Origin of the sequence: Kineococcus haloalkalitolerans, assembly GCF_050871905.1 — a bacterium.
Taxonomy (GTDB): Bacteria; Actinomycetota; Actinomycetes; order Actinomycetales; family Kineococcaceae; genus Kineococcus.
Window position 1 is genome coordinate 176,569 of record NZ_JBJLSH010000003.1, and the last position, 22,779, is coordinate 199,347.

The window sequence follows — 22,779 nt, forward strand, 5'->3', positions numbered from 1 at the left end:
CGCGGCGACGCTCCCGCCACCACCGGTGATCACCGGTCCGGAGCAGTCCGCCGGCCCGGGTGCGACGATGGGAGGCGCCATGACGACACCCCCCGGCACCACCCCCGCGCCCGACGACCTCCTCGAGACCGCCGGGCGCGTCCCGCCCGCCCGGGGCCGCGTGCCCGTGCTGCCCGTGGGCGCCGAGCCCGACGACGTGTACGAGGCCTTCGCCGGCTGGGTCGCCGAGGGCGGCCTGCAGCTGTACCCGGCGCAGGAGGAGGCGCTGCTGGAGGTCGTCTCCGGCGCCAACGTCGTGCTGGCCACCCCCACCGGTTCGGGCAAGTCCCTCGTGGCCGCCGGCGCGCACGCCGCGGCGCTCGCGGCCGGGGTGCGCTCCTTCTACACGGCGCCGCTGAAGGCGCTGGTGAGCGAGAAGTTCTTCGCGCTCGTGGAGGTCTTCGGCGCCGAGCGCGTCGGGATGATGACCGGCGACGCCTCGGTGAACCCCGGCGCGCCGATCGTGTGCTGCACCGCCGAGGTGCTGGCGAACCTCGCGCTGCGCTCGGGGGCGTTCGCCGACGTCGGCCAGGTCGTCATGGACGAGTTCCACTTCTACGCCGACCCGGACCGCGGGTGGGCGTGGCAGGTGCCGGTGGTGGAGCTGCCGCAGGCGCAGTTCCTGCTGATGTCCGCGACGCTGGGCGACGTCACGTGGCTGCGCGAGGACCTGACCCGGCGCACCGGCCGCGAGACCGCCCTGGTGGCCTCGGCCGAGCGGCCGGTGCCGCTGCACTTCTCGTGGGCGACGACCCCGCTGCAGGAGACGGTCGAGGAGCTGCTGGCCACCGACCGCGCCCCCGTCTACGTCGTGCACGCCACCCAGGCCGCGGCCGTCGAGCAGGCGCAGGCGCTGACCAGCGCGAAGGTCGCCACCCGCGAGCAGCGCGACGCCGTGGCGAAGGCGATCGGCGCGTTCCGCTTCGCGCCGGGTTTCGGCAAGGTCCTCTCCCGGCTGCTGCGGATGGGGGTGGGCGTCCACCACGCGGGGATGCTGCCCAAGTACCGCCGGCTGGTGGAGACCCTCGCCCAGGCCGGGCTGCTGAAGGTGATCTGCGGGACGGACACCCTCGGCGTCGGCATCAACGTGCCGATCCGGACGGTCCTGTTCGCCGGGTTGACGAAGTTCGACGGCCGCCGGGTCCGCCACTACCGGGCGCGGGAGTTCCACCAGATCGCCGGCCGCGCCGGGCGGGCGGGTTTCGACACCGCCGGCACCGTCGTCGTGCAGGCGCCCGAGCACGAGGTGGAGAACGCCCGGCGCGTCGCCAAGGCCGGTGACGACCCGAAGAAGCTGAAGAAGGTGCAGCGGGTCAAGGCGCCCGAGGGGTTCGTCTCCTGGTCCGAGCAGACGATGACCAAGCTGGTGGCCGCCGAGCCGGAGCAGCTGACCTCGCACTTCCGGGTGACGACGTCGATGCTGCTGAACCTGCTGCAGCGCCCCGGGAACCCCGTCGAGGCGGCCCGGCACCTGCTGCTGGAGAACCACGAGCCGCGCAAGCAGCAGCTGCGGCACGTGCGCCGCGCGGTCGAGCTGGCCCGCGCCCTGTTCGACGCCGGGGTCGTGGAGAAGCTGCCCGAGCCGCTGCCGGACGGCCGGCAGGTGCGCCTGGTGGTGGACCTGCAGCTGGACTTCGCGCTGAACCAGCCGCTGTCGCCGTTCGCGCTGGCCGTGGTCGACGACCTGCTGGACCGCGAGGCGCCCACGTACCCGCTGGACGTGGTGTCGGTGATCGAGTCCACCCTCGACGACCCGGGCAAGGTGCTGCAGGCGCAGAGGTCCAAGGCCAAGGGCGAGGCCGTCGCCCGGATGAAGGCCGACGGCCTGGACTACGCCGAGCGGGTGGAGCAGCTGGAGGACGTCGAGCACCCGCAGCCGCTGGCCGAGACGCTGCGCGAGGCGTACGAGACGTACCGGCGCGGCAACCCGTGGGTGGGCGACTACGAGGTGCGCCCGAAGTCGGTGGTGCGCGACATGTACGAGCGGGCCATGACGTTCGGCGAGTACGTCGCGTTCTACCAGCTCGCCCGCTCGGAGGGCCTGGTGCTGCGCTACCTCGCCGACGCCTACAAGGCGCTGCGCCAGAGCGTGCCCGGGGACGCCCGCACCGACGAGCTGACCGACCTCGTCGAGTGGCTCGGGGAGGTCGTGCGCCAGACCGACTCCAGCCTGCTGGCCGAGTGGGAGCGGCTGCGCTCGGGCGCCGAGGGCCAGGAGGACGTCGAGGACGCGCTCGCGCCGCAGGAGGACGAGGCGCCGCCCGTCACGGCGAACCCGCGCGCGTTCCGCGTCCTCGTGCGCAACGCCGTGTTCCGGTTCGTGGAGCAGGTGGCGCTGGACCGCCCCGAGGCGCTGGCCGCGCTGCCCGGGTCGCCGGACGCGGCGACGTGGGAGGAGCAGCTGGACGCCTACTACGCCGAGCACGACAGCGTCGGCACCGGCCCGGACGCGCGCGGCCCGCACCTGCTGCAGGTCGACGACGGGTCCGGGCCGGACCCGCGCGGGTCGGCGCGGAACTGGTACGTGCGCCAGGTCGTCGACGACCCGGCCGGGGACCGGGACTGGGCCGTCGTCGCCGAGGTGGACCTCGACGCCTCCGACGAGGCGGGAGAGGCCGTGCTGCGGGTGGCGGGGCTGCTGCGGCTGTGAGGCCCCGGGGCCCGGCGGTGCCGGGCCCCGGGTCGCCCGTCAGCCCAGCGGCAGCGCCAGGTCGGTGACGTCGGCGGCCAGCGCGCCGACCTCGTGCGCGGCGCCGGTCAGCAGCGACACGTGGAACAGGCGCGCCTGCCCGTCCACGGTGATCGTCGCGTAGGCCTCGTTCTCGACGGTCTTGCCGTCCTTCCGGGTCGACCTGATGTCGAACCCGGCGTCGCCGGTCACCTCGACGCCCAGGGAACCGGTGGCGGCCAGGGTCCCGGCGTTGGCGGGCGACTGCAGGGCGACCGAGTTCCCGCTGATGACGAACAGGCTCGTGGCGGTGGAGTCGTCGAGGTCGTTGTTCGTGTAGGCGGCGGCGGTGACGCCGGTCGTGGTGCCCTCGGCCGGCGGCGTGGACAGGTCGCCGTCCTCGATGGTCGCCGCGCCCGGGGTGGCGAACGGCTGGCGCAGGTTCTGGCCGGTGTCGCTGACGATCCGCAGGGCGTTCGCGGCCGGGTTGAAGTCGACGCCGAACCGCTCGCCGTCCAGCGCGACGGTCAGCCGCAGCACGAGAGCGGCTGCGCCGGAGTAGGTGTCGACGGTGTAGACGCCGCCGCGGTCGCCGACGCCGTACAGCTTCCCGTCCTGCACCCGGAAGTCGATGCCGACGAGGCGGGTGTCCTCCTGCAGGCCGGTCACGTCGCCGACGACGCGCAGGTTCTTCGGCTTGTCGGCGTGGAAGGTGACGATCTCCGTGCCGCCACCGGCGAGGCCGATCGCGTGGTGGGGGTTCGCGCCCTTCCCGGACCCCTTCCCGGGGTCGGCGGACGCGGCGGTGGCGGGGGCGAGGGCGACGGCCGCTGCGGCGGCGAGGGCGGTGACGGTGGTCCGGGTGCGCACGAGGTTCCTCCAGGTCGTCGGGACCGGCGTCCGTGCCGGTTCGACGGGGGGTACGTCGCGGACCCCGTCCGCGTTCACGCCGCGGGCCGCGAACTTCCCGCGGCTGCCGTCAGGACGGCGGCAGGAGGGTGCTGACGAGGGGGACGGCGGCGAACAGCGCCGCGAAGAGCACCGGGACCAGCCACACCGGGACCCGCTCCGTCCGGCCGGTGCGCGGGTCGCGCACCGGGTCCGCCCGGCGTGCCGAGTGCACGGCCAGGAACACGGTGACGACCGCGGCCACCAGGGCCCCGAGCGCCAGGGACGCCCCCGCGGACAGGCCCCACAGCCCGTCCCCGCCGGAGGTGCGGGCGGCCGCGCCGTCGGCGAGCAGCGTGACCGCGAGGAACGACAGCACGCCGACGAGAGCGCTGACGGCGATCGTGCGGCGGTCCAGCCGCCAGGAGCCCGCGGTGCCCGTGGCGGCGGCGACCTCGCGCGCGTAGCGGCGCGGCGGGCCGAACGCCTCCACCGGGTCCTCGCCGGTGTCGGCGACGTGGGCCTCCACCTCGGCCAGCACCTGGCCGATCCGCTCGCCGGGCACGTCGCGCAGCCGCAGCGCGACGTGCAGCTTCTCGGTGTACCGCTGAGCGGTCCTGGTGCTCATGGCTGTTCCTCACTGCCGCCGACGGCGGCGGGGACCGGGGCGCCGTCCCCCTCGGGCAGGAGGGAGGCGGCGCGGGAGGTGAAGGTGCGCCAGGCGCCGGCGCGCTCGGCGAGGTGCCGGCGTCCGGCGTCGGTGACGTCGAAGAACTTGCGGCCCGGGCCGCCGTCGCCGGCGCCCCAGGAGGAGGTGACGAAGCCGTCGGCCTCCAGTCGGCCCAGGACGGGGTAGAGCGTGCCGCCCTTCACCGCGCCCAGCCCGGCCCGCGCGAGGCGGGTGGCGACGGCGTAGCCGTAGGTGCGGCCCTCCGCGACGACGCCCAGGACGCACAACGACAGCACGCCGCGCATCCACTCGGCGGGCCACGGGGCGTCCGGTGTCGCGCTCACAGCTCGACAGTACGACTGACTAGTCAGGCGGACAAGCTACTCAGCGAGACCAGTGCCGGTGGACGGTCGCCACGTTGACGGACCCGTCGCGCGCCAGCACGGTGGCGTCGTGCACGACGTCGAGGAGGCCTGCGGCCCGGTGCTGCTCGCCCTCGTCGGGCTCCCCGGCGCCGGCAAGACGACCCTGGCGCGCCGGCTGGCCGCCGCGGACGGTCTCCTGCGGCTGACCCCCGACGACTGGCACCTGCCGCTGTTCGGCACCTCGCTGCGCGCGGAGGGCAAGCGCGACCTGCTGGAGGGGCTGATGATCACGACGGCGCTGCGGGCGCTGCGGCTGGGCACCGGTGTCGTCCTCGACTTCGGGCTGTGGAGCCGCGACGAGCGCTCGGCGCTGCGGGCGCTGGCCGCCGGCGCGGGCGCGCGCTGCCGGGTGGTCCACCTGCCGGTCGAGCTCGACGTCCAGCTCGAGCGGATCGCGCGGCGGCGCGCGGAGGCGGTGGGGGAGACGTTCCCCATGACCCGCGCCGACGTCGTCGGCTGGCGCCGGCGGTTCGAGGAGCCGGACGAGGACGAGCTGGCGGGCCGGGCGCTGCCCGGCCCGCCGCCCGGCTGGCCGACGTGGGCCGCGTGGGCGCTCGAGCGCTGGCCGACCCTGGAGGTCGACGGCCCCTGAGCGGGCCGCCGCTCAGCGGTGCACGACGACCTTGCCGACGGTGCGGCCGGTCTCGACGAGGCGGTGCGCCTCGCGCAGGCCGGCGGCGCTGAAGTCGTCGATGGCCGTGGTCATCGTCGTGCGGACCCGTCCGGCGTCGACGAGGGCGGCGACCTCGCCCAGCAGCCGCGACTGCTCGGCGAGGTCGGGGGTCTGGTGCACCGGCCGCGTGAACATCAGCTCCCAGTGCCAGGCGATGCTGCGGCTCTTCAGCGGGAACAGGTCCAGCCCGACCGGGTCGTCGATCGCGACGACGTGGCCGAAGGGCTTGACGACCTGCGCGAACGCCTCGACGTTGCCGGCGGAGTTCGGGGAGAACAGGAGCTCCACGCCGTCGGGGGCCACCTCGCCCAGGGAGGCCACGAGGTCGTGGTGGTCGAACACCGCGTCGGCGCCCAGGTCCTCCACCCAGCTGCGCGACTCCGGCTTGCCGGCGCCGGCCACGACGCGGACCCCGGTCAGCTGCTTGGCGAGCTGGACCAGCACCGACCCCACGCCGCCCGCGCCGGCGAGGACGGCCAGCGTCCCGGTCGAGCCCGGCCCCAGGCGCAGGCGGTCGAACAGCGACTCCCACGCGGTGATGCTCGTCAGCGGCAGCGCGGCGGCCTCCGCGAAGCTGAGGCTGGTGGGCTTGCGCGAGACGATCCGCTCGTCGACGGCCTGCAGCTCGGTGTTCGAGCCGGGGCGGGTGACGTCCCCGGCGTACCAGACCTCCTCGCCCACCGACAGGCTCGTCACGGCCTCGCCGACGGCCTCGACGGTGCCGGCGGCGTCCCAGCCGAGGACCCGGGGGACTTCCTGCGGTCCCAGGCCGGTGCGGACCTTCACGTCGACGGGGTTCACGGACACGGCCTCCACCCGCACGAGGACGTCGTGGGGGCGCAGCCGCGGCACCTCGACCCGCACGTCCTGCAGCGAGGCGGGGTCGGAGATCGGCAGGCCGTCCAGGGCGGCGACGGCGTTCACGGTGGTCACGGCGGTGCTCCTCCAGCGGGGGTCGGGCGGGAGGGCTCAGCCTGGCCCGGACGACCGCGGGCCGCACCCCGCGAGGGGGGTGCGGCCCGCGGCGCGCCGGGACGGGTGCGTCAGGCGACGGGCGCGGCCCGCGGCGCGGCGACCTCGACCTCGGCGACACCGGCGCTGCTGAGCCGGTACGCCGGGACCTCCAGGCCCAGCGCGGCGCAGATGCCGTGGAACACCTCGGTGTTGTCGATGACCTTGCCGAACACCGCGGCACCCGGGCCGGACGCCATGATCGAGACGTCCTCGACGGTGTGCACGCAGTTCGTCTGGTCCAGCGGCAGGTTGCCGATCTGCACCACGGCGCCCGGGTCGCGGTCGGGGTTCGGGTACGCCTGCTCGGTGGCCGGGTCCTCCAGCGCGGGCTGCGCCAGCACCGGGTTGTGGGCGAAGTCGTCCTGGTGGTCGGGGTGGTTCGACCAGCCGAAGAACAGCTGCACGTCGGGGTTCGGGTCGTCGGGGAACCCGTCGCCGTCGCTGTCCACGTAGGTCGGGAACCCCGCGTCCTGGTACACGCCGTTCTTCTGCCGCGCCGGCTCGCCCTCGGCGGACAGGGTGTGGGTGCCGGCGATGCTCATCGCGTGGTTGTGGTCGGCGGTGACGACGATCAGGGTGTCGTCGCGGCCGGCGGCCCACTCCTTGGCGATCCCGACGGCCTGGTCCAGCTCGATGGTGTCGTAGACGGCGCGGGGGCCGTCCAGCGGGTGCTCCATCTTGTCGATGGAGGCGCCCTCGACCATGAGGAAGAACCCGTCCCGGTTCTTCTCCAGCACCGCCAGCGCAGCCCGCGTCATCTCCATGAGCGTCGGCTGGTCGGGGTAGTCGCCCAGGACCTCGGGGTCCCGGGTGACCTCGCGGTCGACGTACACGTTGAGGTTGCGGGGGTGGAAGGTGCCCAGCAGGCGGTCCGGGGCGCCGCCGGCCAGAACCTGCTGCAGCTCGGTGCGGGTGCCGGCGTAGGAGAACCCGCGGTCCTGGAACTCCTGCACGAGGTCGCGGTCGTCGGTGCGCCGGGACCCCTCGGCGGACTGCGGCAGCAGGGTGGCGCGGCCGCCACCCATGAACACGTCGGGCATCTGCGCGGGGTTCAGCGACTGGTCCATGATGTCGACGTACTCCGAGCGGCGGCGCGTGTGCGCGAACACCGCGGCCGGGGTGGCGTCCTGGATCTCGGCGGTGGTGACGATGCCGATGGACATGCCGCGCGAGCGCTTGAGCAGCTCGGCCATCGTCTCGACCTTCGGGCTGCCGTCGGGGTCCTCGGTGTTCGCGGCGTACACGCCCATCGCGTTGACGGCCGACTTGTGGCCCGTCATGTACGCGGACATCGAGTTCGCCGAGTCGGTGGCGATGGAGTCGCTGCCGGAGGTGGTGACCACGCCGTGGACGTCGAGCTCGTCCATCTCCAGCAGGCCGTTGTACTTGCCCTCGACGATGCCCTTGGACAGGATCCGCGCGCCGGTGATGGCGGCGGCGCCCATGCCGTCGCCGAGGAAGAAGATGACGTTCTTGGCGCCGGCGCCCGAGCGCGCGGAGCTGCGCACCTCGTGGCGCACCTCCTTGGTGGCGGAACCCGCGCTCGAGGTGACCTCGGCGCTGATCGTGAAGCTGCCCGCCTCGGGGTAGGCCAGGCCCTCGTAGGTGACCTCGACGGAGTCCTCGAAGGTGCTGGTGCGGCGCGGCTGCGGGGACAGCAGCGGGACGGGGCCGTCCGCGCCGGCGACGCGCAGGACGATGCGGGTGGTCTCGGGGTCGACGCCCTCGGCCTCCACGCGCAGGTCGAACGTCGCGCCGGCCTGGAACACGGCGCGGTCGAGAGGCAGGATCCGCACGACGGTCGTGCCGTCGGGCGAGGCCACCGAGGCGGTGCGGAAGGAGACGGTGCCGGCGTGCGGGTCGCGCGCGTTCAGCTGCGCGGGCACGTACGCGGCGGCGGTGGCCGGCGCGGCGCCGCGCAGGCCGTGGCCCCACACGACGGCGGTGGCCAGCCCGGCCGCACCGGTGCCGAGCAGGCCGCGGCGGTTGAAGACGCCGCGGGGGCGGTCCGCGCCGTCCTCGTCGGGCAGGGGGGTGTTCTCGGGCACGGGGGCTCCTCGCCTCGTCCGCGACCGGGCGGTCGCGGGGGGTGTCTGCGGGCGGGTTCACCGTTACAGCCGTGTTCCCCGGACGGGCGAACGTCCCGGCAACAGCCGGACAACTCCGGATGACGCGCCCGCGGGACTCCCTGCGCGAGAACGGTTCTCAGTCGCTGTGGGCGTCGGGCCGGACGGCGGCGGCGTACGCGGCCCGCAGCGCGTGCAGCCGGTGGCTCGTCGCCGCCGGCCACGTCGCCCAGTCCGCCCCCTCGCCGGCCAGCGCGCGCTCCAGCTGCTCCAGGTGCAGGTGCCAGGAGGCCAGGGACATCGGCACCCAGGCGTCCTCGCCCTCCAGCTCGTTCGTCAGCCGCAGCCGGGTGACCGAGCGCAGCGCCCCGGCGTCGACCGGCTCCAGCTCCCAGCGCAGCAGGCCGTGCTCGGCGTTGGTGTGCTCCAGCAGCCGCGGCGGGTCCAGCGCCGTCACCTCGCCCGGCCACCACTGCAGCTCCTCCGCCGGGCCCGTCAGCCACATCAGCGAGAACTCCCCGCCGGGCCGGACGTCGGCGCGCAGGTCGGCCAGCCACCGGCGCGCCACCTCCCGCAGCGTCAGCGCCGTCCACACCGCCGCGACCGGGTGCGGGTACTCGCGCTCCAGCCGCAGCGTCGCCCGGTCCCCGCCGTGCAAGCGCGCACCGCCCAGCAGCGCCGGCGCGCCCTCAGGACCGCTCACGGCCGCCACCCCCCGCCGCGCCCGGCGCCGTGGCCCCGGCGGCACCCGTCATGTGGCGCGGGATGCGGTCGCGATCGTAGGTGATCGTCGAGTACCCGTGCGGTGCCGGCTGCCCGTCCGGGCCCAGGTTGACGAACACGATCTTCTCGATGGTCAGGATGCTGCGCCGGGTGATCATGTTGCGCACCTCCGCGCGCATCGTCAGGGACGTGCGCCCGAACGCCGTGGCCAGCAGGCCCATCTCCACCAGGTCGCCCTGCTGGGCCGAGCTGACGAACTCGATCTCGGAGATGTACTTCGTCACGACCTGCCCGTTGCCGAGCTGGAGGATGGCGTAGACCGCCGCCTCCTCGTCGATCCAGCGCAGCAGGCTGCCGCCGAACAGCGTGCCGTTGGCGTTGAGGTCCTCCGGGCGCACCCACTTGCGGGTCCGGAAGTTCAGCGGTGGTCCTGCCGCGTCGTCGGGCTCCATGTCAGGACATAGTAGGCGCGCCGCGGGCCGCGAGCCGCCGTTCGGCGAGCGCCAGGTGCGGCCAGCGGGCCAGGCGGCCGGGCAGCAGCGGGCGCGCGGTGGCGGTCGTCCCGCGCACCGCGGCGGCCAGCGCGCGCCGCCCGGGACCGGGCACCAGGCCGTACTCCGCGGCCAGGCGCTCCGGCAGCAGGTCCGCGGTCACGGCGCGGGCCACGACGCCCAACCCGGGCACGGGCGGGCTGGTGGGGGTGGACAGCAGGTGGTCGGCCACCTCGCGCGCCGCGGGGGTGACCTCGGTGCGGGCCAGCGCGGCCTCCCACCAGGCGTCGAAGGCCGCGGCCGTGGGCGGCAGGACCTCGCGCGGGACGCCGAAGGCGGTGGCGAAGGGCTGCACCTCGCGCCAGTACGCCTCGCGGAACGCCTCGTCCACGGGCCGGCGCAGGTAGCGGGCGGTGACGTCGAGGGCGGTGCGCACGAGGGTGGCGTGCACCCACAGGCCCAGCTGCGGGTCGTCGGCGCGGGGCACGCCGGTGTGCCGTCGCCCGACGTGCCGGCCGACGGCCGCGGCCTGCTCGGTGTCGCCGAAGACGACGGTGAGGACGGCGTCGAGGGTGGCGGTCAGCCGGTGGCCGGGGTCCTCGCGGAAGGTGCTGCGCTCGGCGACGGCGGCGGCCACCGGGGGAGCGGCCAGCTGCAGCAGCAGGGCGGTGGGAGCGCCGAGCAGCAGGGCGCGCTCGGCCAGCACCGCCCACGCGGCCCCGTGCGGGGGCACGACGCCGGGGTCGCCCGGCCGGCCGGGCGGCGGGGGAGGGGGCAGCGCGGCGCGCAGGGGCAGGCGGACGCGGGCGGGCACGGGCACCAGCCTGGCAGCGGCCCGCCCGTCGCGCCCGGGACGCCGCGCGGGCTCAGCCGGCGGCGGCCCGCTCGGCGGCGTCGGGCAGGGCGACGGCCGCGACGGCGGCGAAGGCGGTGTCGAGGTCCTCGGCGCCGCCGAGGGTGCCGAGCAGGTCGTACCCGGCGAGCGCGGCCAGCGCGGCGGGGGAGGCGGCGGCCAGGCGCAGGGCGCCGCCGCGGCGCTGCGCGCGCCCGGCGAGGGCCAGCAGCGCACCGAGGGCGTGGCAGTCCAGCCGGGTGGCGCCCGACAGGTCGACGACGACGCAGCTCGCGACGTCGAGGGCCTCGTCGACGCGGGTGCGCACGGTGGTGGCCGTCCCGGCGACGAGGGCGCCGTGCACGGCGACGACCGTCACGGGACCGTTGCGACGCACCTGGAGGGCGCACGCTGCGTTCTTCGTCCGCACTGGACACCACCTGTCACGAGAAGCCGCCCAACGGCTCGAGCGGTGGCGCCAGCGTACCGCGCGTGCTCACTCCGAGTGACTGATCGTGTCCTGCGCGTCGCCACATCGAGGTGCGGGGAAGCGGCGGCGCGCACCGCCGGTCCCTCCCCGTACCGTTGCCCCGTCGAACCCGTTGCTCCGGCGAACGGCACGCCGGCCCGGGCAGGCCGGCGACCGACGTCCGGCACCTCCTGGAAGGCCCCCGTGACCCAGCGACTCGCGCGCGCCCTGCGCCTCGAACCCGTCAGCGGGGCCCTGCTCCTGCTCGCCGCCCTCGCCGCCCTCCTGTGGGCCAACCTCGACGCCGCCGGCTACGAGGGCGTGCGCGAGCTCGAGGTCGGCGCCGGGCCCCTGCGCCTGACCCTCGAGCAGTGGGCCTCCGACGGCCTGCTCGCCGTCTTCTTCTTCGTCACCGGCATCGAGCTCAAGGGCGAGTTCGTCGAGGGGGACCTGCGCCACCCCCGCCGCGCCGTCCTGCCCATCGCCGCGGCCGTCGGGGGCATGGCGGTCCCGGCCCTGCTGTACGTGCTGGTCAACCTGCTGCTGCCCGGCGGCCCGCCCGGTGCCCTGGCCGGCTGGGCCACGCCCGTGGCCACCGACATCGCCTTCGCCCTGGCCGTGCTCGCCGTCGTCGGCCGCGGCCTGCCCGCCGCCCTGCGCCTGTTCCTGCTCACGCTCGCCGTCGTCGACGACCTGCTCGGCATCACGGTGATCGCGGTCTTCTACACCCAGACCCTGCACCTGTCGTACCTGGTGCTCGCGCTCGTCGTGCTCGCCGTCTTCACCGTGCTCCTCCACCGCGGCGTCCGCACCGGCTGGGTCCTGCTGCCGCTGGGCCTGCTCACCTGGGGGCTCGTGCACGAGTCCGGCGTCCACGCCACCGTCGCCGGGGTCCTGCTCGGCCTGGCCGTCCCCGTCGCCGACGGCACGGCGGCCGCCTTCGAGCACCGCTGGCGGCCCGTGTCGACCGCGCTGGCCCTGCCCCTGTTCGCCCTGGCCTCCGCCGGTGTCCTCGTCGGCGGCGTCAGCGGCCTGGTCGAGGCGCTGCGCGACCCGGTGGTCATCGGCATCGTCGTCGGCCTCGTGCTCGGCAAGCCGATCGGCGTCTTCGGCACCACCTGGCTGCTCGCCCGCTTCACCGGCGCGCACCTGGCCGACGAGCTGCGCTGGTCCGACGTCTTCGGCCTGTCGCTGCTCGCCGGGATGGGCTTCACCGTCTCCCTGCTCATCGGCACCCTGTCCTTCGGGCAGGGCACCCCCCAGGGCGAGCACATGACCCTGGGCGTCCTCCTCGGCTCCCTCGTCGCCGCCGTCCTCGCCAGCGCCGTCCTCGTCCGGCGCGCGCGCCCACCGCCGGGCGGGCGCGGAGGTCCGATCGCGGTAACCTCTTGGGCCATGTCCGGTCACCCTGTTCACGTGGGGACCAACGGCTACTCCTCCACGTGGGGAGCCGTCCTCTCCGGCACCGCTCCGTCCCGCGCCTGAGACGCGGGACGACCTCGTCCCGTCGCTCCGGGCGGCCCTCGACGACCCGCCCGGTCCTCCCGCGAGGCACCCCGACCCGGTGCCCGCGCCCTGACCGACGAGCCGCCAGAGGTGGAACAACGTGCTGCTGCCCGCCGTCCTGGGCCTGACCGCCCTCCTCGCGGTCCTGGCCCCCCTCCTCGGCCACCGCCTGGGCCGCGAGGCCGGGTGGCCGATCGCCGCGGGCCTGCTGGCCCTCGGCCTGTGGCTGGGCCTGGCCGCCCCGCGCGAGGGCCTGACCCACGAGATGCCGTGGATCCCCGCCCTGGACGTGGGGCTGCGGCTGCGCCTGGACGGGCTCTCCCTCGTCTTCGCGCTGCTCGTGCTGATCATCGGCGCCGCCGTCATGGCCTACTCCGCCCGCTACCTGTCGAAGAAGGCGCACACCGGCTTCTACGGCCTGATGACCCTCTTCGCGGCCGCCATGCTGCTGCTGGTCACCGCCGACGACGTCGTCGTGCTGTTCGTCGCCTGGGAGGCGACGACCTTCTGCTCCTTCTTCCTCATCACCCGCTCCGGCGCCCCGGCCCACCAGCCGGCCGTGCGGGTCCTGCTCGTCACCGCCACCGGCGGCCTCGCGCTGCTCGCCGCCGTCGTCACGATGTCCGTGCGCACCGGCACCACGCAGCTGTCGGCGATCCTCACCGACGACGCCTGGCGCACCGACCCCGGCTTCGCCACCGTCGTCGCCGTCCTGCTGGCCGTCGCCGCGTTCACCAAGTCGGCGCAGTTCCCCTTCCACTCCTGGCTGCCCGACGCGATGGCCGCCTCCACCCCCGTCAGCGCGTACCTGCACGCCGCGGCGATGGTGAAGGCCGGCATCTACCTGCTGCTGCGCTTCAGCCCCGCGATGTCCGGGGTGCCGGCCTGGCACCTGCTGCTCATCAGCCTCGGCATCACCACCGCGCTGATCGGCTCGCTCTTCGCCCTCCAGCGCACCGACCTGAAGGCCCTGCTGGCCTACTCCACCGTCAGCCAGCTCGGCTTCCTCGTCGCCACCATCGGCGTCGGCACCGAGCACGCCCTCACCGCGGCCGTCGTCCACACCGTCGCCCACGCCCTGTTCAAGTCCGCCCTGTTCATGGTGGTCGGCGTCATCGACCACCAGGCCGGCAGCCGCGACATCCGCGACCTGTCCGGGCTGCGCCGCTGCATGCCCCTGACCACCGTCGTCGTCGTCCTCGGCGCGGCGTCCATGGCGGGGGTGCCGCCGCTGCTCGGCTTCGTGTCCAAGGAGTCGATGTTCGCGGCGTTCCTCGAGGCGCCCGGCCCCGCCTGGACCGGGCCCGTCCTCGGCGTCCTCGGCGTCAGCGCCGCCGTCCTCACCTTCGCCTACTGCGGCCGCATGGTCACCGGGGCCTTCTTCGGCCCGCCCATGCGGGAGACCTGGCACCACGACACCCACACCGACGACGAGGACGCCTCCGGCCACGGCGAGGACGGCGAGCCGCACACCCACCCCGGCGGCCCCCCGGAGGCCGGTGCGGCGTTCCTGCTGCCGCCCGCGCTGCCCGCGCTCGCCGGCCTCGGGCTCGGCCTCGCCCCGTTCCTGCTCGACGACCTCGTCAGCCGCGGCGCGGGCGGTGCCCACGGCGCGGAGGTCGACGCCCACCTGGAGCTGTGGCACGGCGTCAACCCCGAGCTGTTCATGTCCGCCGCGGTCATCGTGCTCGGTGCCCTCCTCGTCGCCGCCCGCCACCGCGTCGACCGGCTCCTGGACCGCCCGCTGCTGCCGTACACCGGCGTCGGCGCCGTCGAGGGCTTCCGCCGGGGCGCCATCTCCCTCGGCGCCCGCGTCGGCGGCCTCACCGGCTCCAGCGCCCCCGCCCGCCACCTGGCCGCGCCGCTGGTCCTCCTGCTCGTCCTGACCGCCGTCGCCCTGCCCGGCCTGGGCGGCCTGCCGCCCGTCGTCGGCGACCTCGACGCCGGCACCGACTGGGTGCTGCTGGGGATCGTCGCCCTCGGCGTGCTCGCCGCCGTCGTCGTGCGCTCGCGCATCGGGGCCCTGTCCGTCGTCGGCATCACCGGCTTCGGCGTCGCCCTGTGGTTCGTCGCGCTCGGCGCCGCCGACGTGGCCCTGACCCAGCTGCTCGTGGAGATCCTCACCGTCGTCGCCGGCGTCCTCGTCCTGCGGCGGCTGCCCGCCGCGTTCGGGAAGGTCCGCCGCGCCCGCGCCGCCGGGGCCGCCGTCCTCGCGGTCGCCTCCGGCGCCGCCGCCACCGTCGGGGTGCTCGCCCTGACCGGCCGGCGCGAGCTGTCCGCCGCGGGCGAGTGGTACCTGCGCGAGGGCGAGACCGAGACCGGCGGCACGAACGTCGTCAACACGATCCTCGTCGACTTCCGCGCCCTGGACACCCTCGGCGAGCTCACCGTCCTCGGGCTGGCCGGCGTGGCGATCCTCGTCGCGCTGCAGGCCCGCCGGGCCCTGCCCGAGGGCGAGCCGGGGCTGGCCGTCGGCGCGCGCTCGCCGCTGCTGGGCGCCGACGACAACGCCGCCCCGCTGCGGGTCCTGGCGCGCGCCGTCGGGCCCGTCATGGTCGTCACCTCGCTGTGGTTCCTGCTGCGCGGCCACAACGCCCCCGGCGGCGGGTTCATCTCCGCCCTCGTCGGCGGCGCGGGCTTCGCGCTGGTCTACCTGGCCTCCTCCACCGACCGCGGTGCCCGCGTGAAGTGGCCCTACCTGGCGCTCATCGGCGGCGGCGTCCTCGTCGGCACCGCCACCGGCCTCGCCGGCCTGGCCGACGGCTCGTTCCTGCGGCCGCTGCACGCCTACGTGCTCGGCTACCACTTCACCACCGCGCTCGTCTTCGACCTCGGCGTCTACCTCGCCGTCGTCGGTGTCGTGCTCGTCGCCCTCAACCGGCTCGGCGGCGTCGTCCCCGAGGACGCCGTCCCCGGCGCCGGCTCGCCCACGCCCGGCACGCCCGACCGCGCCGGCGACCCGCCCGGCGAGGCGCGGGCCGCCGCGGACACCGGGCACCGCGCCCCCGCCCACGCCGCTCGCGCCCCCGAGGAGGTGCCGTGATCCTCGCCCTCACCGTCGGCGTGGTCGTCGCCGGCGCCGTCTACCTGCTGCTGCAGCGGGAGATGGTCCGCGTCGTCCTCGGCTTCGTCCTGCTCGGCCACGCCGCCAACCTCGTGATCATGGCGGCGGGCGGTGTGTCCCGCCGCGGCGAGCCGCTGGGCGCCGAGCCCGACCCGGCCCTGACCGCCGACCCGCTGCCCCAGGCCTTCGTCCTGACGGCCATCGTCATCGCCTTCTCGATCACCATGTACATGCTCGCCCTGGCCGTCCTCGGCCGGCGCGACGACGAGCTGGCCCGCGGGGACGCCGCGGACGACGACGAGCCCGACGGGCCCGCCGACCGCGGGGGCGACGAGTCCTCCGCCCACGACGCCCCCGCCCGGCGCGAGGAGGTGGCCCCGTGAGCGGCACCCTGCTGCCCCTGCTGGTGGCCGTCCCCCTGCTCGTCGGCGGCCTGCTCGTCGCGCTGCCCGACCGGCTGCTGCTCGGGCGCCTGCTCCTGCTCGGCACCACCGGCGGGTCCACCGCCGCCGGTGTCGCCCTCGTCGTCAGCCAGCTCGACGGGGGGGTGGTCGCCCACCGCATCGGCCTGTGGCCGGCGGGCATCGCCATCCCCTTCGCCGCGGACATGCTCACCGCGCTCATGCTCACCGTCACCGGGCTGCTGACCACGGTGTGCGCGCTGTTCGCGATCGCCTCCGGCGAGGCCGCCCGGCGCTTCTTCCCGCCGCTGGTGGTCGTCCTGACGGCCGGGGTGAACGGGGCGCTGCTGACCGGCGACCTGTTCAACCTGTTCGTCTTCATCGAGGTCATGCTGCTGCCCTCGTACGCGCTGCTCGTCATGGCGGCGCCGCGGCGCGGCACCACCTCGCGGGTGGCCGGCGCCCGGCTGTACGTGACGGTCAACCTGCTGACCTCGACGATCTTCCTGGCCGGTGTCGGGCTGCTGTACGGCGTGACCGGCTCGGTGAACATGGCCGACGTCGCCGGCGCCGCGCAGACCGACGGGCGCGCGGCCGTCGCCGCCGCGGTCTGCCTGCTCGCGCTGTCCATCAAGGCCGCCGTCGTCCCCGTGCACGGCTGGCTGGCGCGCGCCTACCCCGCGGCCTCCCCGGCCGTCACCGCGATGTTCTCCGGCCTGCACACCAAGGTCGCGATCTACGCGATCTACCGGATCTACGCGGTCGTCTTCGGCGGCGACGAGCGCTGGCTGTGGGTCGGCGTCCTGCTGTTCTCCGCCACCATGGTGGTCGGCGTCCTGGGCGCCGTCGGCGAGGGCACGACCCGCTCGATCCTCGCCTTCCACATGGTCAGCCAGATCGGCTACATCCTGCTCGGCGTCGCCCTGTTCGGGCCGCTCGGGCTGGCGGCCGGCATCTTCTACCTGCTGCACCACATGATCGTGAAGGCGTCGCTGTTCCTGTCCACCGGCGCGGTGGAGGTCCGCTACGGCACCCACCCGCTGGGGGCGGTGCGCGGCATCGCCCGCACGGAGCCGCTCGTCGCGGTGGCGTTCTTCGCCGCGGCGCTGTCCCTGGCCGGCATCCCGCCGTTCTCCGGCTTCGTCGCCAAGTTCTCCCTCGTGCAGGCCGCCGTCGCCGAGGGCCAGGTCGCCGCGGCCGTCGTCGCCGTCGCCGTCAGCCTCTTCACGCTCCTGTCCATGCTGAAGATCTGGTCGGCGATGTTCTGGGGCGAGCCCGCGGCCCCCGGTGCCGACCCGGGCGGCGGCGGGGAGTCCTCGGGACCGGCGCTGGGCGGTGCCGCCGGCGCGCGCGGCGCGGCCCCCACCGCCGTCGCCACCCGCACCGGGGAGCAGACGACCACGGAGACCGACCCGCAGCCCGCGAGCACCACGACCGCCACCGCGCGGCCGGGCCGGCGCATCGGCCTCGCGCTGGCCCTGCCCGGCGTCGTCCTCGCCGTCGTCACCCTCGGCCTCGGCCTCGGTGGGCAGCTGCTCATGTCCCTGGCCCAGGTCGCCGCCGAGGGCCTGCTCGACCCGACCCCTTACCTGGAGGCGGTGACGTCCTCGTGAGCCGGACCACCTGGCCCCTGCGCTTCCTCGGCTTCGCGGCCTGGTACGCGAAGCTGCTGCTGGTCTCCTACGCCACGCTCATCGCCGACGAGCTGAGCCCCGGCCAGCGCAGCACCCCGGGGATCGTGCGGCTGCCGACGGCCTGCCGCACCGAGTTCGAGGCCACCAGCCTGGCCGTCCTCATCTCCCTGACGCCCGGGACGATGGCGTTCAGCTTCCGCGGCGACGCCGAGGGCGCCGCCTCCCGGCGCGACCGGACCTGGACGCTGCACGTGCACGGCATGTACCACCCGGACCGCGAGGAGCTGCGCGCCGAGCTGCACGACCTGGAGCACCGCATGCTCGCCGCGCTGCGCCCCGGCGGCTTCGTCTCCGCGGGGGCCGCCGCGTGATCGGCTTCGACGTCGCCGCCGTCCTCGTCCTCGCCGCCGTCGTGGCCGCGACCGTGCGCATGGTGCGCGGCCCGCGCGACGCCGACCGGGTCGTGGCCGCCGACCTGCTCTTCTTCGCCGTCATCGCGCTCATCGCCCTGCTGGGCCTGCGCGTGGGCAGCGACGGCACGTTCGACCTCGTGCTCGTGGCGACCCTCGTCGGGGCGCTGTCGGCGATGTCCCTGGCCCGCCTGCTGACCCGTGGACGGAGGTGACCGCGGTGGACGCGGTGCTCGACGTGTGGTTCCCCGTCGTCGGCCAGGTGCTCGCCGTCGTCGGCGGCCTGATCTTCCTCAGCGCCGGCCTGGGGATGCTCAAGCTGCCGGACTTCTACACGCGCGTGTCGACGGCGACGACGGCCGCCGGGCTGGGCGTCGGCTCGGTGCTCGTCGGCGTCCTGCTGGCCGAGCCGACCGTGCCCAACCTCGTCAAGGCGCTCGTCGCCCTCCTCCTGCAGCTCATCACCTCGGTGGTGGCGAGCATCGCCGTGGCGCGCTCGGCCTACCTGACGGGGGCGCCGCTGACGGCGGCCACCCGCTACGACGAGCTGGCCGAGGACTCCGGCGGCGGGCCGGTCGTGGGCGGTGACGAGCAGGAGCACCTCGTCGAGGTGGAGGGCGCCGAGCGGCCGGTGCGCTGAGGCGCGCCGGCGGCGCCCGGTCCCGGCGCTCAGGCCAGGCGCGCGGTGCGCACGCGCCGCGCGACGACCTCGACGGCCTCGCCGTGCCCGGTCCCGTAGCCCTGCCGGGTCACGTTGAGCGCCCCGGCCGCGGCCGCGGTGCGCACGGCGTCCAGGAGGGTGTCGCCGCGGGCCAGACGGGCCGCGACCGCCCCGCTCATCGAGTCGCCCGCCCCGCGGAACTGCACGGCCTCGAAGCGCGGGGCGTCCACCCGGTGCGCGCCGTCGCCGGCCGTCAGCAGCAGCGGCGGCTCCGCCGAGCGGGTGACGAGCACCTCGCGCGCGCCGGCCCCCTGCAGCCGCCGGGCCCGGCGCAGCACCTCCTCGGTGTCCGCGGCGTCGACCTCGTCCTCGCCCTCCTCGCCGGGCAGCTCGTCGTGCGCGGCCTTGAGCAGGTCCACGCCGCCGGCCAGCGCCTGCTCCTGCGGCGCGCCGGACAGGTCGGCCACGACGAGCACGCCCTGGCCGCCCACGTCCTCGGCCAGCCGGCGGTAGGTGTCGGCGGGCAGCACGTCGTCGTGCTCGGGTCCCGTCAGGACGAGCACGGCGCTGTCCAGGGCCGCGGTCAGGGTGGCCGTGTAGAGGTCGTCGACCTCGTGCCGGGTCAGCGTCGACGTGGACTCGGCGACCCGGTCGCCCTGCTCGGCGTCGGGGCTGCCGCCGCGGCCGCGGTGGTCCAGGACGACGGTGGCGGTGGCGCGGCGGGTCGGCACCGCGCACGTGCGCAGGCCCTCCTCGGCGAGCAGGGCCGTCAGCGCGGTGCCGGCCTCCCCGCCCACGGGCGTGCACAGCGTGACGTCGGCGCCGAGGCGGGCGGCCATCCGCGCCACCCAGGTGCCCTGCCCGCCGGGGTGCAGGTGGACCTCGACCCCGCCCGCGGTGGTCGGCTCGACGACGACCCGCAGGGCGGGGGAGGGGCTGAAGACGGTGACGCGCGCGCTCACCCCACCACCCTCCCCGGACGGCGCCGGTCGTGCGCGCCGATCGTGCGCGTCGGCCGGGCGCCGGTCAGGCGTCGGGGGCGCGGCGCTCCACCAGGTAGGTGTGCCCGGTGGCGTCGGTGACCCGCTCCCACCGCCCGTAGCCGGCGCGGGCCTCCTCCTCGGTGCGCGGCCCCCGCGGCGGGGCCTCGTCGTGGTGCACCTGCGCCGGGCCGGTGAAGGTGAACGCGGCGTCGAGGACGAGGTCGACGAGGCGGAAGCGCGACCGCGGGCGCCGCAGCGAACGCGGGGTGTGCGAATCGTTCACGCGCACATCGTCGTACGGTGGGACGGTGACCTCAACCCCGGCGGCCCGTGACGTCGAGCACCCGACCCCCGGCGAGCTCGGCGGGACGGGCGCGCCCGAGGACCCGCTGGCCCTGGAGCGCCAGGTCTGCTTCGCCCTCGTCGTCGCCGCCCGCACCGTCGTGTCCGTCTACCGGCCCGTGCTCGAACCGCTCGGGCTGACCCACCCGCAGTACCTCGTGATGCTCGCCCTGTGGGAGCGCTCACCGCGCTCGGTGCGCGACCTGGGCGAGGCCCTGCAGCTGGACCCGCCGACCCTCTCGCCGCTGCTGAAGCGGCTGGAGGCCGCCGGGCTCGTCGAGCGCCGCCGCGACAGCGCAGACCAGCGCTCGCTGGCGCTGACCCTCACCGCCGCCGGCCGCGACCTGCGCGAGCGCGCCGTCGAGGTGCCCGGCCAGGTGCTGCGGCGCCTGGGCCTGGACGTGGCCGCGCTGGAGGCCGTCCGCGACGGCCTGGGGCCCGTCATCGCCGCCGCCCGCGCCGCCCAGGACGGCGGGCGCGAGCGCGACGGGGACTGATCGCACCCCCGCGCGGCGTGGTAGTCATGGGCCGTGCCGACGCCGCGCCTCGCCCTCACCCGGACCTTCCTGGCCCCCGCGCAGGACGAACCCCGCGACGCGCCCGGCGGCGGTGAGCTGCCCGGCGTCGCCGACGTGCGCGACGCCGGCGCCGGCACCAGCGAGGAGACCCACTACGACACCCCCGACCTCGCGCTGGCCGCCGCCGGGGCCTCCGTGCGCCGGCAGACCGGCGAGGGCCCGCGCGGCTGGGTGCTGGCCCTGCCCGGCCGCGGCCCGCGCCACCACGAGGTCCGCCACGCCCTCGGCCGCGCCGTGCGCACCGCGCCCGCGGCCCTGCAGAAGCTCACCTGGGCCGCCGCCCGCGGCCGCACCCTCGGCCCCGTGCTCCAGCTGTCCGCCACCGCCCGCCAGCGCGAGCTGCTCGACGCCGAGGGCCGGGTCGTCGCCCGGCTGACCACCCGCGACGTCACCGCCCGCCCCCTCGGCAGCGAGGACGCGCCCGCCCAGTCGTGGGCCGAGTGGCAGGTCGAGGTCGTCGACGGCCGCCGCGACCTGCTCGACGCCGTCTCCACCGCCTGGGAGGAGGCCGGCGCGGAGGAGTCCGACCGCACCGAGCAGCTGCGCACCGTCCTCGACGACGTCGAGACCGCCGAGGAGCACGAGCAGGGCGCCGGCGGCTCGGGGACGCCGGGGGACTCCGGGGACGTCGTGCGCGCCACCCTCGCCGAGAGCGTCGGCCGGCTGCTCTCGCAGGACCCGCTGGTGCGCATCGACGCCCCCGAGGCCGTCACCTCCATGCGCGGCGCCGCGCTGCGCCTGGACAGCCTGCTGGCCGTCTTCGCGCCCGTCTTCGCCGCCGGGCCGGCCGAGCGGCTGCGCCCCGAGCTGGCGTGGCTGGCCGGGGTGCTGGGCGAGGCCCGCGACGCCGAGGCCGTCGGCGAGCGCGTGCTGGCCGACCTGGAGGAGGAGGCCCGCGCCGACAGCGCCGGCCCCGTCCTGCAGGAGGCCGTCGCCGAGCGCCGCGCCGCCGCCCACCGCGACGTGCTGGCCGCCCTCGACGACGAGCGCTACCGCGCCCTCGTCGCCGCGCTGGAGGAGTTCGTCGCCGTCCCGCCCTTCACCGAGGAGGCCGGCCGCTCGCCGAAGAAGCGGCTCGTGCCGCTCGTGGCCGAGGCCCACCGCGCGCTGAAGGACACCTACCGCGACGTCGACCCCGACGGCGACGAGAGCCTGGAACCCGTGCGCGCGGCCGCCCAGCGGGCCCGCTGCGCCGCCGAGCTGCTCGTGCCCGTCTCCGGCGACGCCGCCGACGACTACGCCGACGCCGTGCGCGGCCTGCTCGACGTCGTCGTCGAGCACGAGGACGCCCGCCGCGCCGCCGCGCTGCTGGAGTCCCTCGTCGCCGGCGCCGGGGAGGGCGCGTTCGTGCTGGGGCGGCTGCACGCGCTGGAGGAGGTGCGCGCCGCCGTCGCCCGCCACGACCTGGACGAGGCCTGGCACACCGCGCACGGCAAGAAGCTGCGCCGCTGGATGCGCTGAGCCGCACCGCTCGCCGCGCCCCGGGTCGCCCCCGGGTCGGATCCGGGCCCACCCGTCCGGACGAGGTGGACCGGACGGGGGGTGCGGTAGGCATGGGCCGTGCCCGAGCCCGACCAGCACCCCCGTCCACCCGTCCCCGACCCGAGCGAGGCCGTGCCGCTGCGCGGCGAGCGCGTCGCCCTGGAGCCGCTGCGCCCCGGGCACGCCGCCGACCTGCGCGCCGTCGTCGCCGAGGGCGACCTGCACCGCACCTGGTGCACGCGGATCCCCGCGCCCGGGGAGGTCGAAGCCGAGGTGGAGCGCCGCCTGGGCCTGCAGCGCGCCGGGACGATGGCGCCGTGGGTCGTGCGCCGCCTGGACACCGGCGCGGTGTGCGGGGCGACGACCTACATGGCCATCACCCCCGAGCACCGCCGCCTGGAGGTCGGGTCGACGTTCCTGGCGCCCAGCGCGCAGCGCACCGGCGTCAACGCCGAGGCCAAGCTGCTGCTGCTGACCCGCGCCTTCGAGGTGCTGGACTGCGTCGCGGTGGAGTTCCGCACCCACTGGCACAACGCGACCTCCCGCCGGGCGATCGAGCGCCTGGGCGCCAAGCAGGACGGCGTGCTGCGCAGCCACCAGGTGATGCCCGACGGCAGCCTGCGCGACACCGTCGTCTACTCGATCACCGCCGCCGAGTGGCCCGCCGGGGGGGGGGGGGGGGGGGCGGGGGGGGGGGGGGGGGGGGGGGGGGGGGGGGGGGGGGGGGGGGGGGGGGGGGGGGGGGGGGGGGGCGGGGCGG

General features: G+C 76.1%; 22 protein-coding genes and 1 pseudogene. 12 read left to right on the top strand and 11 right to left on the bottom strand.

From position 1 onward, the window contains the following. The first annotated feature begins 79 nt into the window (after positions 1-79). On the top strand, positions 80-2,689 hold the full coding sequence (locus ACRYMY_RS02850; RefSeq protein WP_432545749.1) for a DEAD/DEAH box helicase: 2,610 nt from the start codon (positions 80-82) through the stop codon (positions 2,687-2,689). Positions 2,690-2,728: 39 nt separating this feature from the next. Here the strand turns inward: ACRYMY_RS02850 and ACRYMY_RS02855 are convergent, their stop codons facing one another. The 3 genes from ACRYMY_RS02855 to ACRYMY_RS02865 all read right to left on the bottom strand — a co-directional run bounded on the left by ACRYMY_RS02855 (position 2,729) and on the right by ACRYMY_RS02865 (position 4,609). Next, positions 2,729-3,577 (bottom strand): DUF4394 domain-containing protein, encoded by an 849-nt coding sequence (locus ACRYMY_RS02855; RefSeq protein WP_432545750.1) that lies wholly within the window; start codon positions 3,575-3,577, stop codon positions 2,729-2,731. A gap of 109 nt (positions 3,578-3,686) precedes the next feature. After that, complete coding sequence (locus ACRYMY_RS02860; RefSeq protein WP_432545751.1) at positions 3,687-4,223, bottom strand: HAAS signaling domain-containing protein; 537 nt, start codon at positions 4,221-4,223, stop codon at positions 3,687-3,689. Continuing rightward, positions 4,220-4,609, bottom strand: a complete 390-nt coding sequence (locus ACRYMY_RS02865; RefSeq protein ID WP_432545752.1) for a PadR family transcriptional regulator — start codon at positions 4,607-4,609, stop codon at positions 4,220-4,222. The genes ACRYMY_RS02860 and ACRYMY_RS02865 overlap by 4 nt, the downstream gene beginning before the upstream one ends. A 109-nt stretch (positions 4,610-4,718) precedes the next feature. On the opposite strand from ACRYMY_RS02865, the gene ACRYMY_RS02870 reads away from it, so the two are divergent. Further along, positions 4,719-5,282 (top strand): AAA family ATPase, encoded by a 564-nt coding sequence (locus tag ACRYMY_RS02870; protein ID WP_432545753.1) that lies wholly within the window; start codon positions 4,719-4,721, stop codon positions 5,280-5,282. Between the two features lie 12 nt (positions 5,283-5,294). Here ACRYMY_RS02870 and ACRYMY_RS02875 read toward each other — a convergent pair whose 3' ends face one another. The 6 genes from ACRYMY_RS02875 to ACRYMY_RS02900 form a co-directional block, all read right to left on the bottom strand. Then, on the bottom strand, positions 5,295-6,296 hold the full coding sequence (locus ACRYMY_RS02875) for a zinc-binding alcohol dehydrogenase family protein (RefSeq protein ID WP_432545754.1): 1,002 nt from the start codon (positions 6,294-6,296) through the stop codon (positions 5,295-5,297). 110 nt (positions 6,297-6,406) lie between these two features. After that, the gene (locus ACRYMY_RS02880) at positions 6,407-8,425 is read right to left on the bottom strand and encodes an alkaline phosphatase (RefSeq protein ID WP_432545755.1); all 2,019 of its coding nucleotides are present in this window, start codon (positions 8,423-8,425) and stop codon (positions 6,407-6,409) included. A 157-nt stretch (positions 8,426-8,582) separates the two neighbouring features. Beyond that, positions 8,583-9,146, bottom strand: coding sequence for an SRPBCC domain-containing protein (locus ACRYMY_RS02885; RefSeq protein WP_432545756.1), 564 nt, complete (start codon positions 9,144-9,146; stop codon positions 8,583-8,585). After that, positions 9,133-9,618, bottom strand: coding sequence for an acyl-CoA thioesterase (locus ACRYMY_RS02890; RefSeq protein WP_432545757.1), 486 nt, complete (start codon positions 9,616-9,618; stop codon positions 9,133-9,135). Before ACRYMY_RS02890 ends, ACRYMY_RS02885 begins: the two co-directional genes overlap by 14 nt. A gap of 1 nt (position 9,619) precedes the next feature. Beyond that, the gene (locus ACRYMY_RS02895; RefSeq protein ID WP_432545758.1) at positions 9,620-10,471 is read right to left on the bottom strand and encodes an oxygenase MpaB family protein; all 852 of its coding nucleotides are present in this window, start codon (positions 10,469-10,471) and stop codon (positions 9,620-9,622) included. 52 nt (positions 10,472-10,523) lie between these two features. Further along, positions 10,524-10,919 (bottom strand): STAS domain-containing protein, encoded by a 396-nt coding sequence (locus ACRYMY_RS02900; RefSeq protein ID WP_432545759.1) that lies wholly within the window; start codon positions 10,917-10,919, stop codon positions 10,524-10,526. A 243-nt stretch (positions 10,920-11,162) separates the two neighbouring features. On the opposite strand from ACRYMY_RS02900, the gene nhaA reads away from it, so the two are divergent. The 7 genes from nhaA to ACRYMY_RS02935 all read left to right on the top strand — a co-directional run bounded on the left by nhaA (position 11,163) and on the right by ACRYMY_RS02935 (position 18,613). Continuing rightward, entirely contained in the window at positions 11,163-12,443 is a 1,281-nt protein-coding gene (gene nhaA / locus ACRYMY_RS02905; RefSeq protein WP_432545760.1) for a Na+/H+ antiporter NhaA, read from the top strand. A gap of 121 nt (positions 12,444-12,564) precedes the next feature. Next, positions 12,565-15,507 carry a DUF4040 family protein gene (locus tag ACRYMY_RS02910; RefSeq protein WP_432545761.1) on the top strand — a complete coding sequence of 981 codons (2,943 nt, stop codon included), beginning with the start codon at positions 12,565-12,567 and terminating at the stop codon, positions 15,505-15,507. After that, entirely contained in the window at positions 15,504-15,911 is a 408-nt protein-coding gene (locus tag ACRYMY_RS02915) for a cation:proton antiporter subunit C (RefSeq protein WP_432545762.1), read from the top strand. Before ACRYMY_RS02910 ends, ACRYMY_RS02915 begins: the two co-directional genes overlap by 4 nt. Continuing rightward, positions 15,908-17,542, top strand: coding sequence for a monovalent cation/H+ antiporter subunit D family protein (locus ACRYMY_RS02920; RefSeq protein ID WP_432545763.1), 1,635 nt, complete (start codon positions 15,908-15,910; stop codon positions 17,540-17,542). Before ACRYMY_RS02915 ends, ACRYMY_RS02920 begins: the two co-directional genes overlap by 4 nt. After that, positions 17,539-17,934 carry a Na+/H+ antiporter subunit E gene (locus ACRYMY_RS02925; RefSeq protein ID WP_432545764.1) on the top strand — a complete coding sequence of 132 codons (396 nt, stop codon included), beginning with the start codon at positions 17,539-17,541 and terminating at the stop codon, positions 17,932-17,934. The genes ACRYMY_RS02920 and ACRYMY_RS02925 overlap by 4 nt, the downstream gene beginning before the upstream one ends. Continuing rightward, entirely contained in the window at positions 17,931-18,188 is a 258-nt protein-coding gene (locus ACRYMY_RS02930; RefSeq protein ID WP_432545765.1) for a monovalent cation/H+ antiporter complex subunit F, read from the top strand. Before ACRYMY_RS02925 ends, ACRYMY_RS02930 begins: the two co-directional genes overlap by 4 nt. Before the next feature lie 5 nt (positions 18,189-18,193). Beyond that, the gene (locus tag ACRYMY_RS02935; RefSeq protein WP_432545766.1) at positions 18,194-18,613 is read left to right on the top strand and encodes a cation:proton antiporter; all 420 of its coding nucleotides are present in this window, start codon (positions 18,194-18,196) and stop codon (positions 18,611-18,613) included. Positions 18,614-18,642: 29 nt separating this feature from the next. Here the strand turns inward: ACRYMY_RS02935 and ACRYMY_RS02940 are convergent, their stop codons facing one another. After that, a complete protein-coding gene (locus ACRYMY_RS02940) occupies positions 18,643-19,596 on the bottom strand; it encodes a PfkB family carbohydrate kinase (RefSeq protein ID WP_432545767.1) in 954 nt (317 codons plus the stop codon). A 64-nt stretch (positions 19,597-19,660) separates the two neighbouring features. Continuing rightward, positions 19,661-19,900, bottom strand: a complete 240-nt coding sequence (locus ACRYMY_RS02945) for a hypothetical protein (protein WP_432545768.1) — start codon at positions 19,898-19,900, stop codon at positions 19,661-19,663. 106 nt (positions 19,901-20,006) lie between these two features. Between ACRYMY_RS02945 and ACRYMY_RS02950 the strand changes: the two genes are divergently transcribed. The 3 genes and pseudogenes from ACRYMY_RS02950 to ACRYMY_RS02960 all read left to right on the top strand — a co-directional run. Further along, positions 20,007-20,456, top strand: a complete 450-nt coding sequence (locus ACRYMY_RS02950; protein ID WP_432545778.1) for a MarR family winged helix-turn-helix transcriptional regulator — start codon at positions 20,007-20,009, stop codon at positions 20,454-20,456. A gap of 33 nt (positions 20,457-20,489) precedes the next feature. After that, positions 20,490-21,998 (top strand): CYTH and CHAD domain-containing protein, encoded by a 1,509-nt coding sequence (locus ACRYMY_RS02955; RefSeq protein ID WP_432545769.1) that lies wholly within the window; start codon positions 20,490-20,492, stop codon positions 21,996-21,998. A gap of 99 nt (positions 21,999-22,097) precedes the next feature. Then, positions 22,098-22,682: pseudogene (locus tag ACRYMY_RS02960) on the top strand (GNAT family N-acetyltransferase); the annotation flags it as partial. Positions 22,683-22,779: the final 97 nt, after the last annotated feature.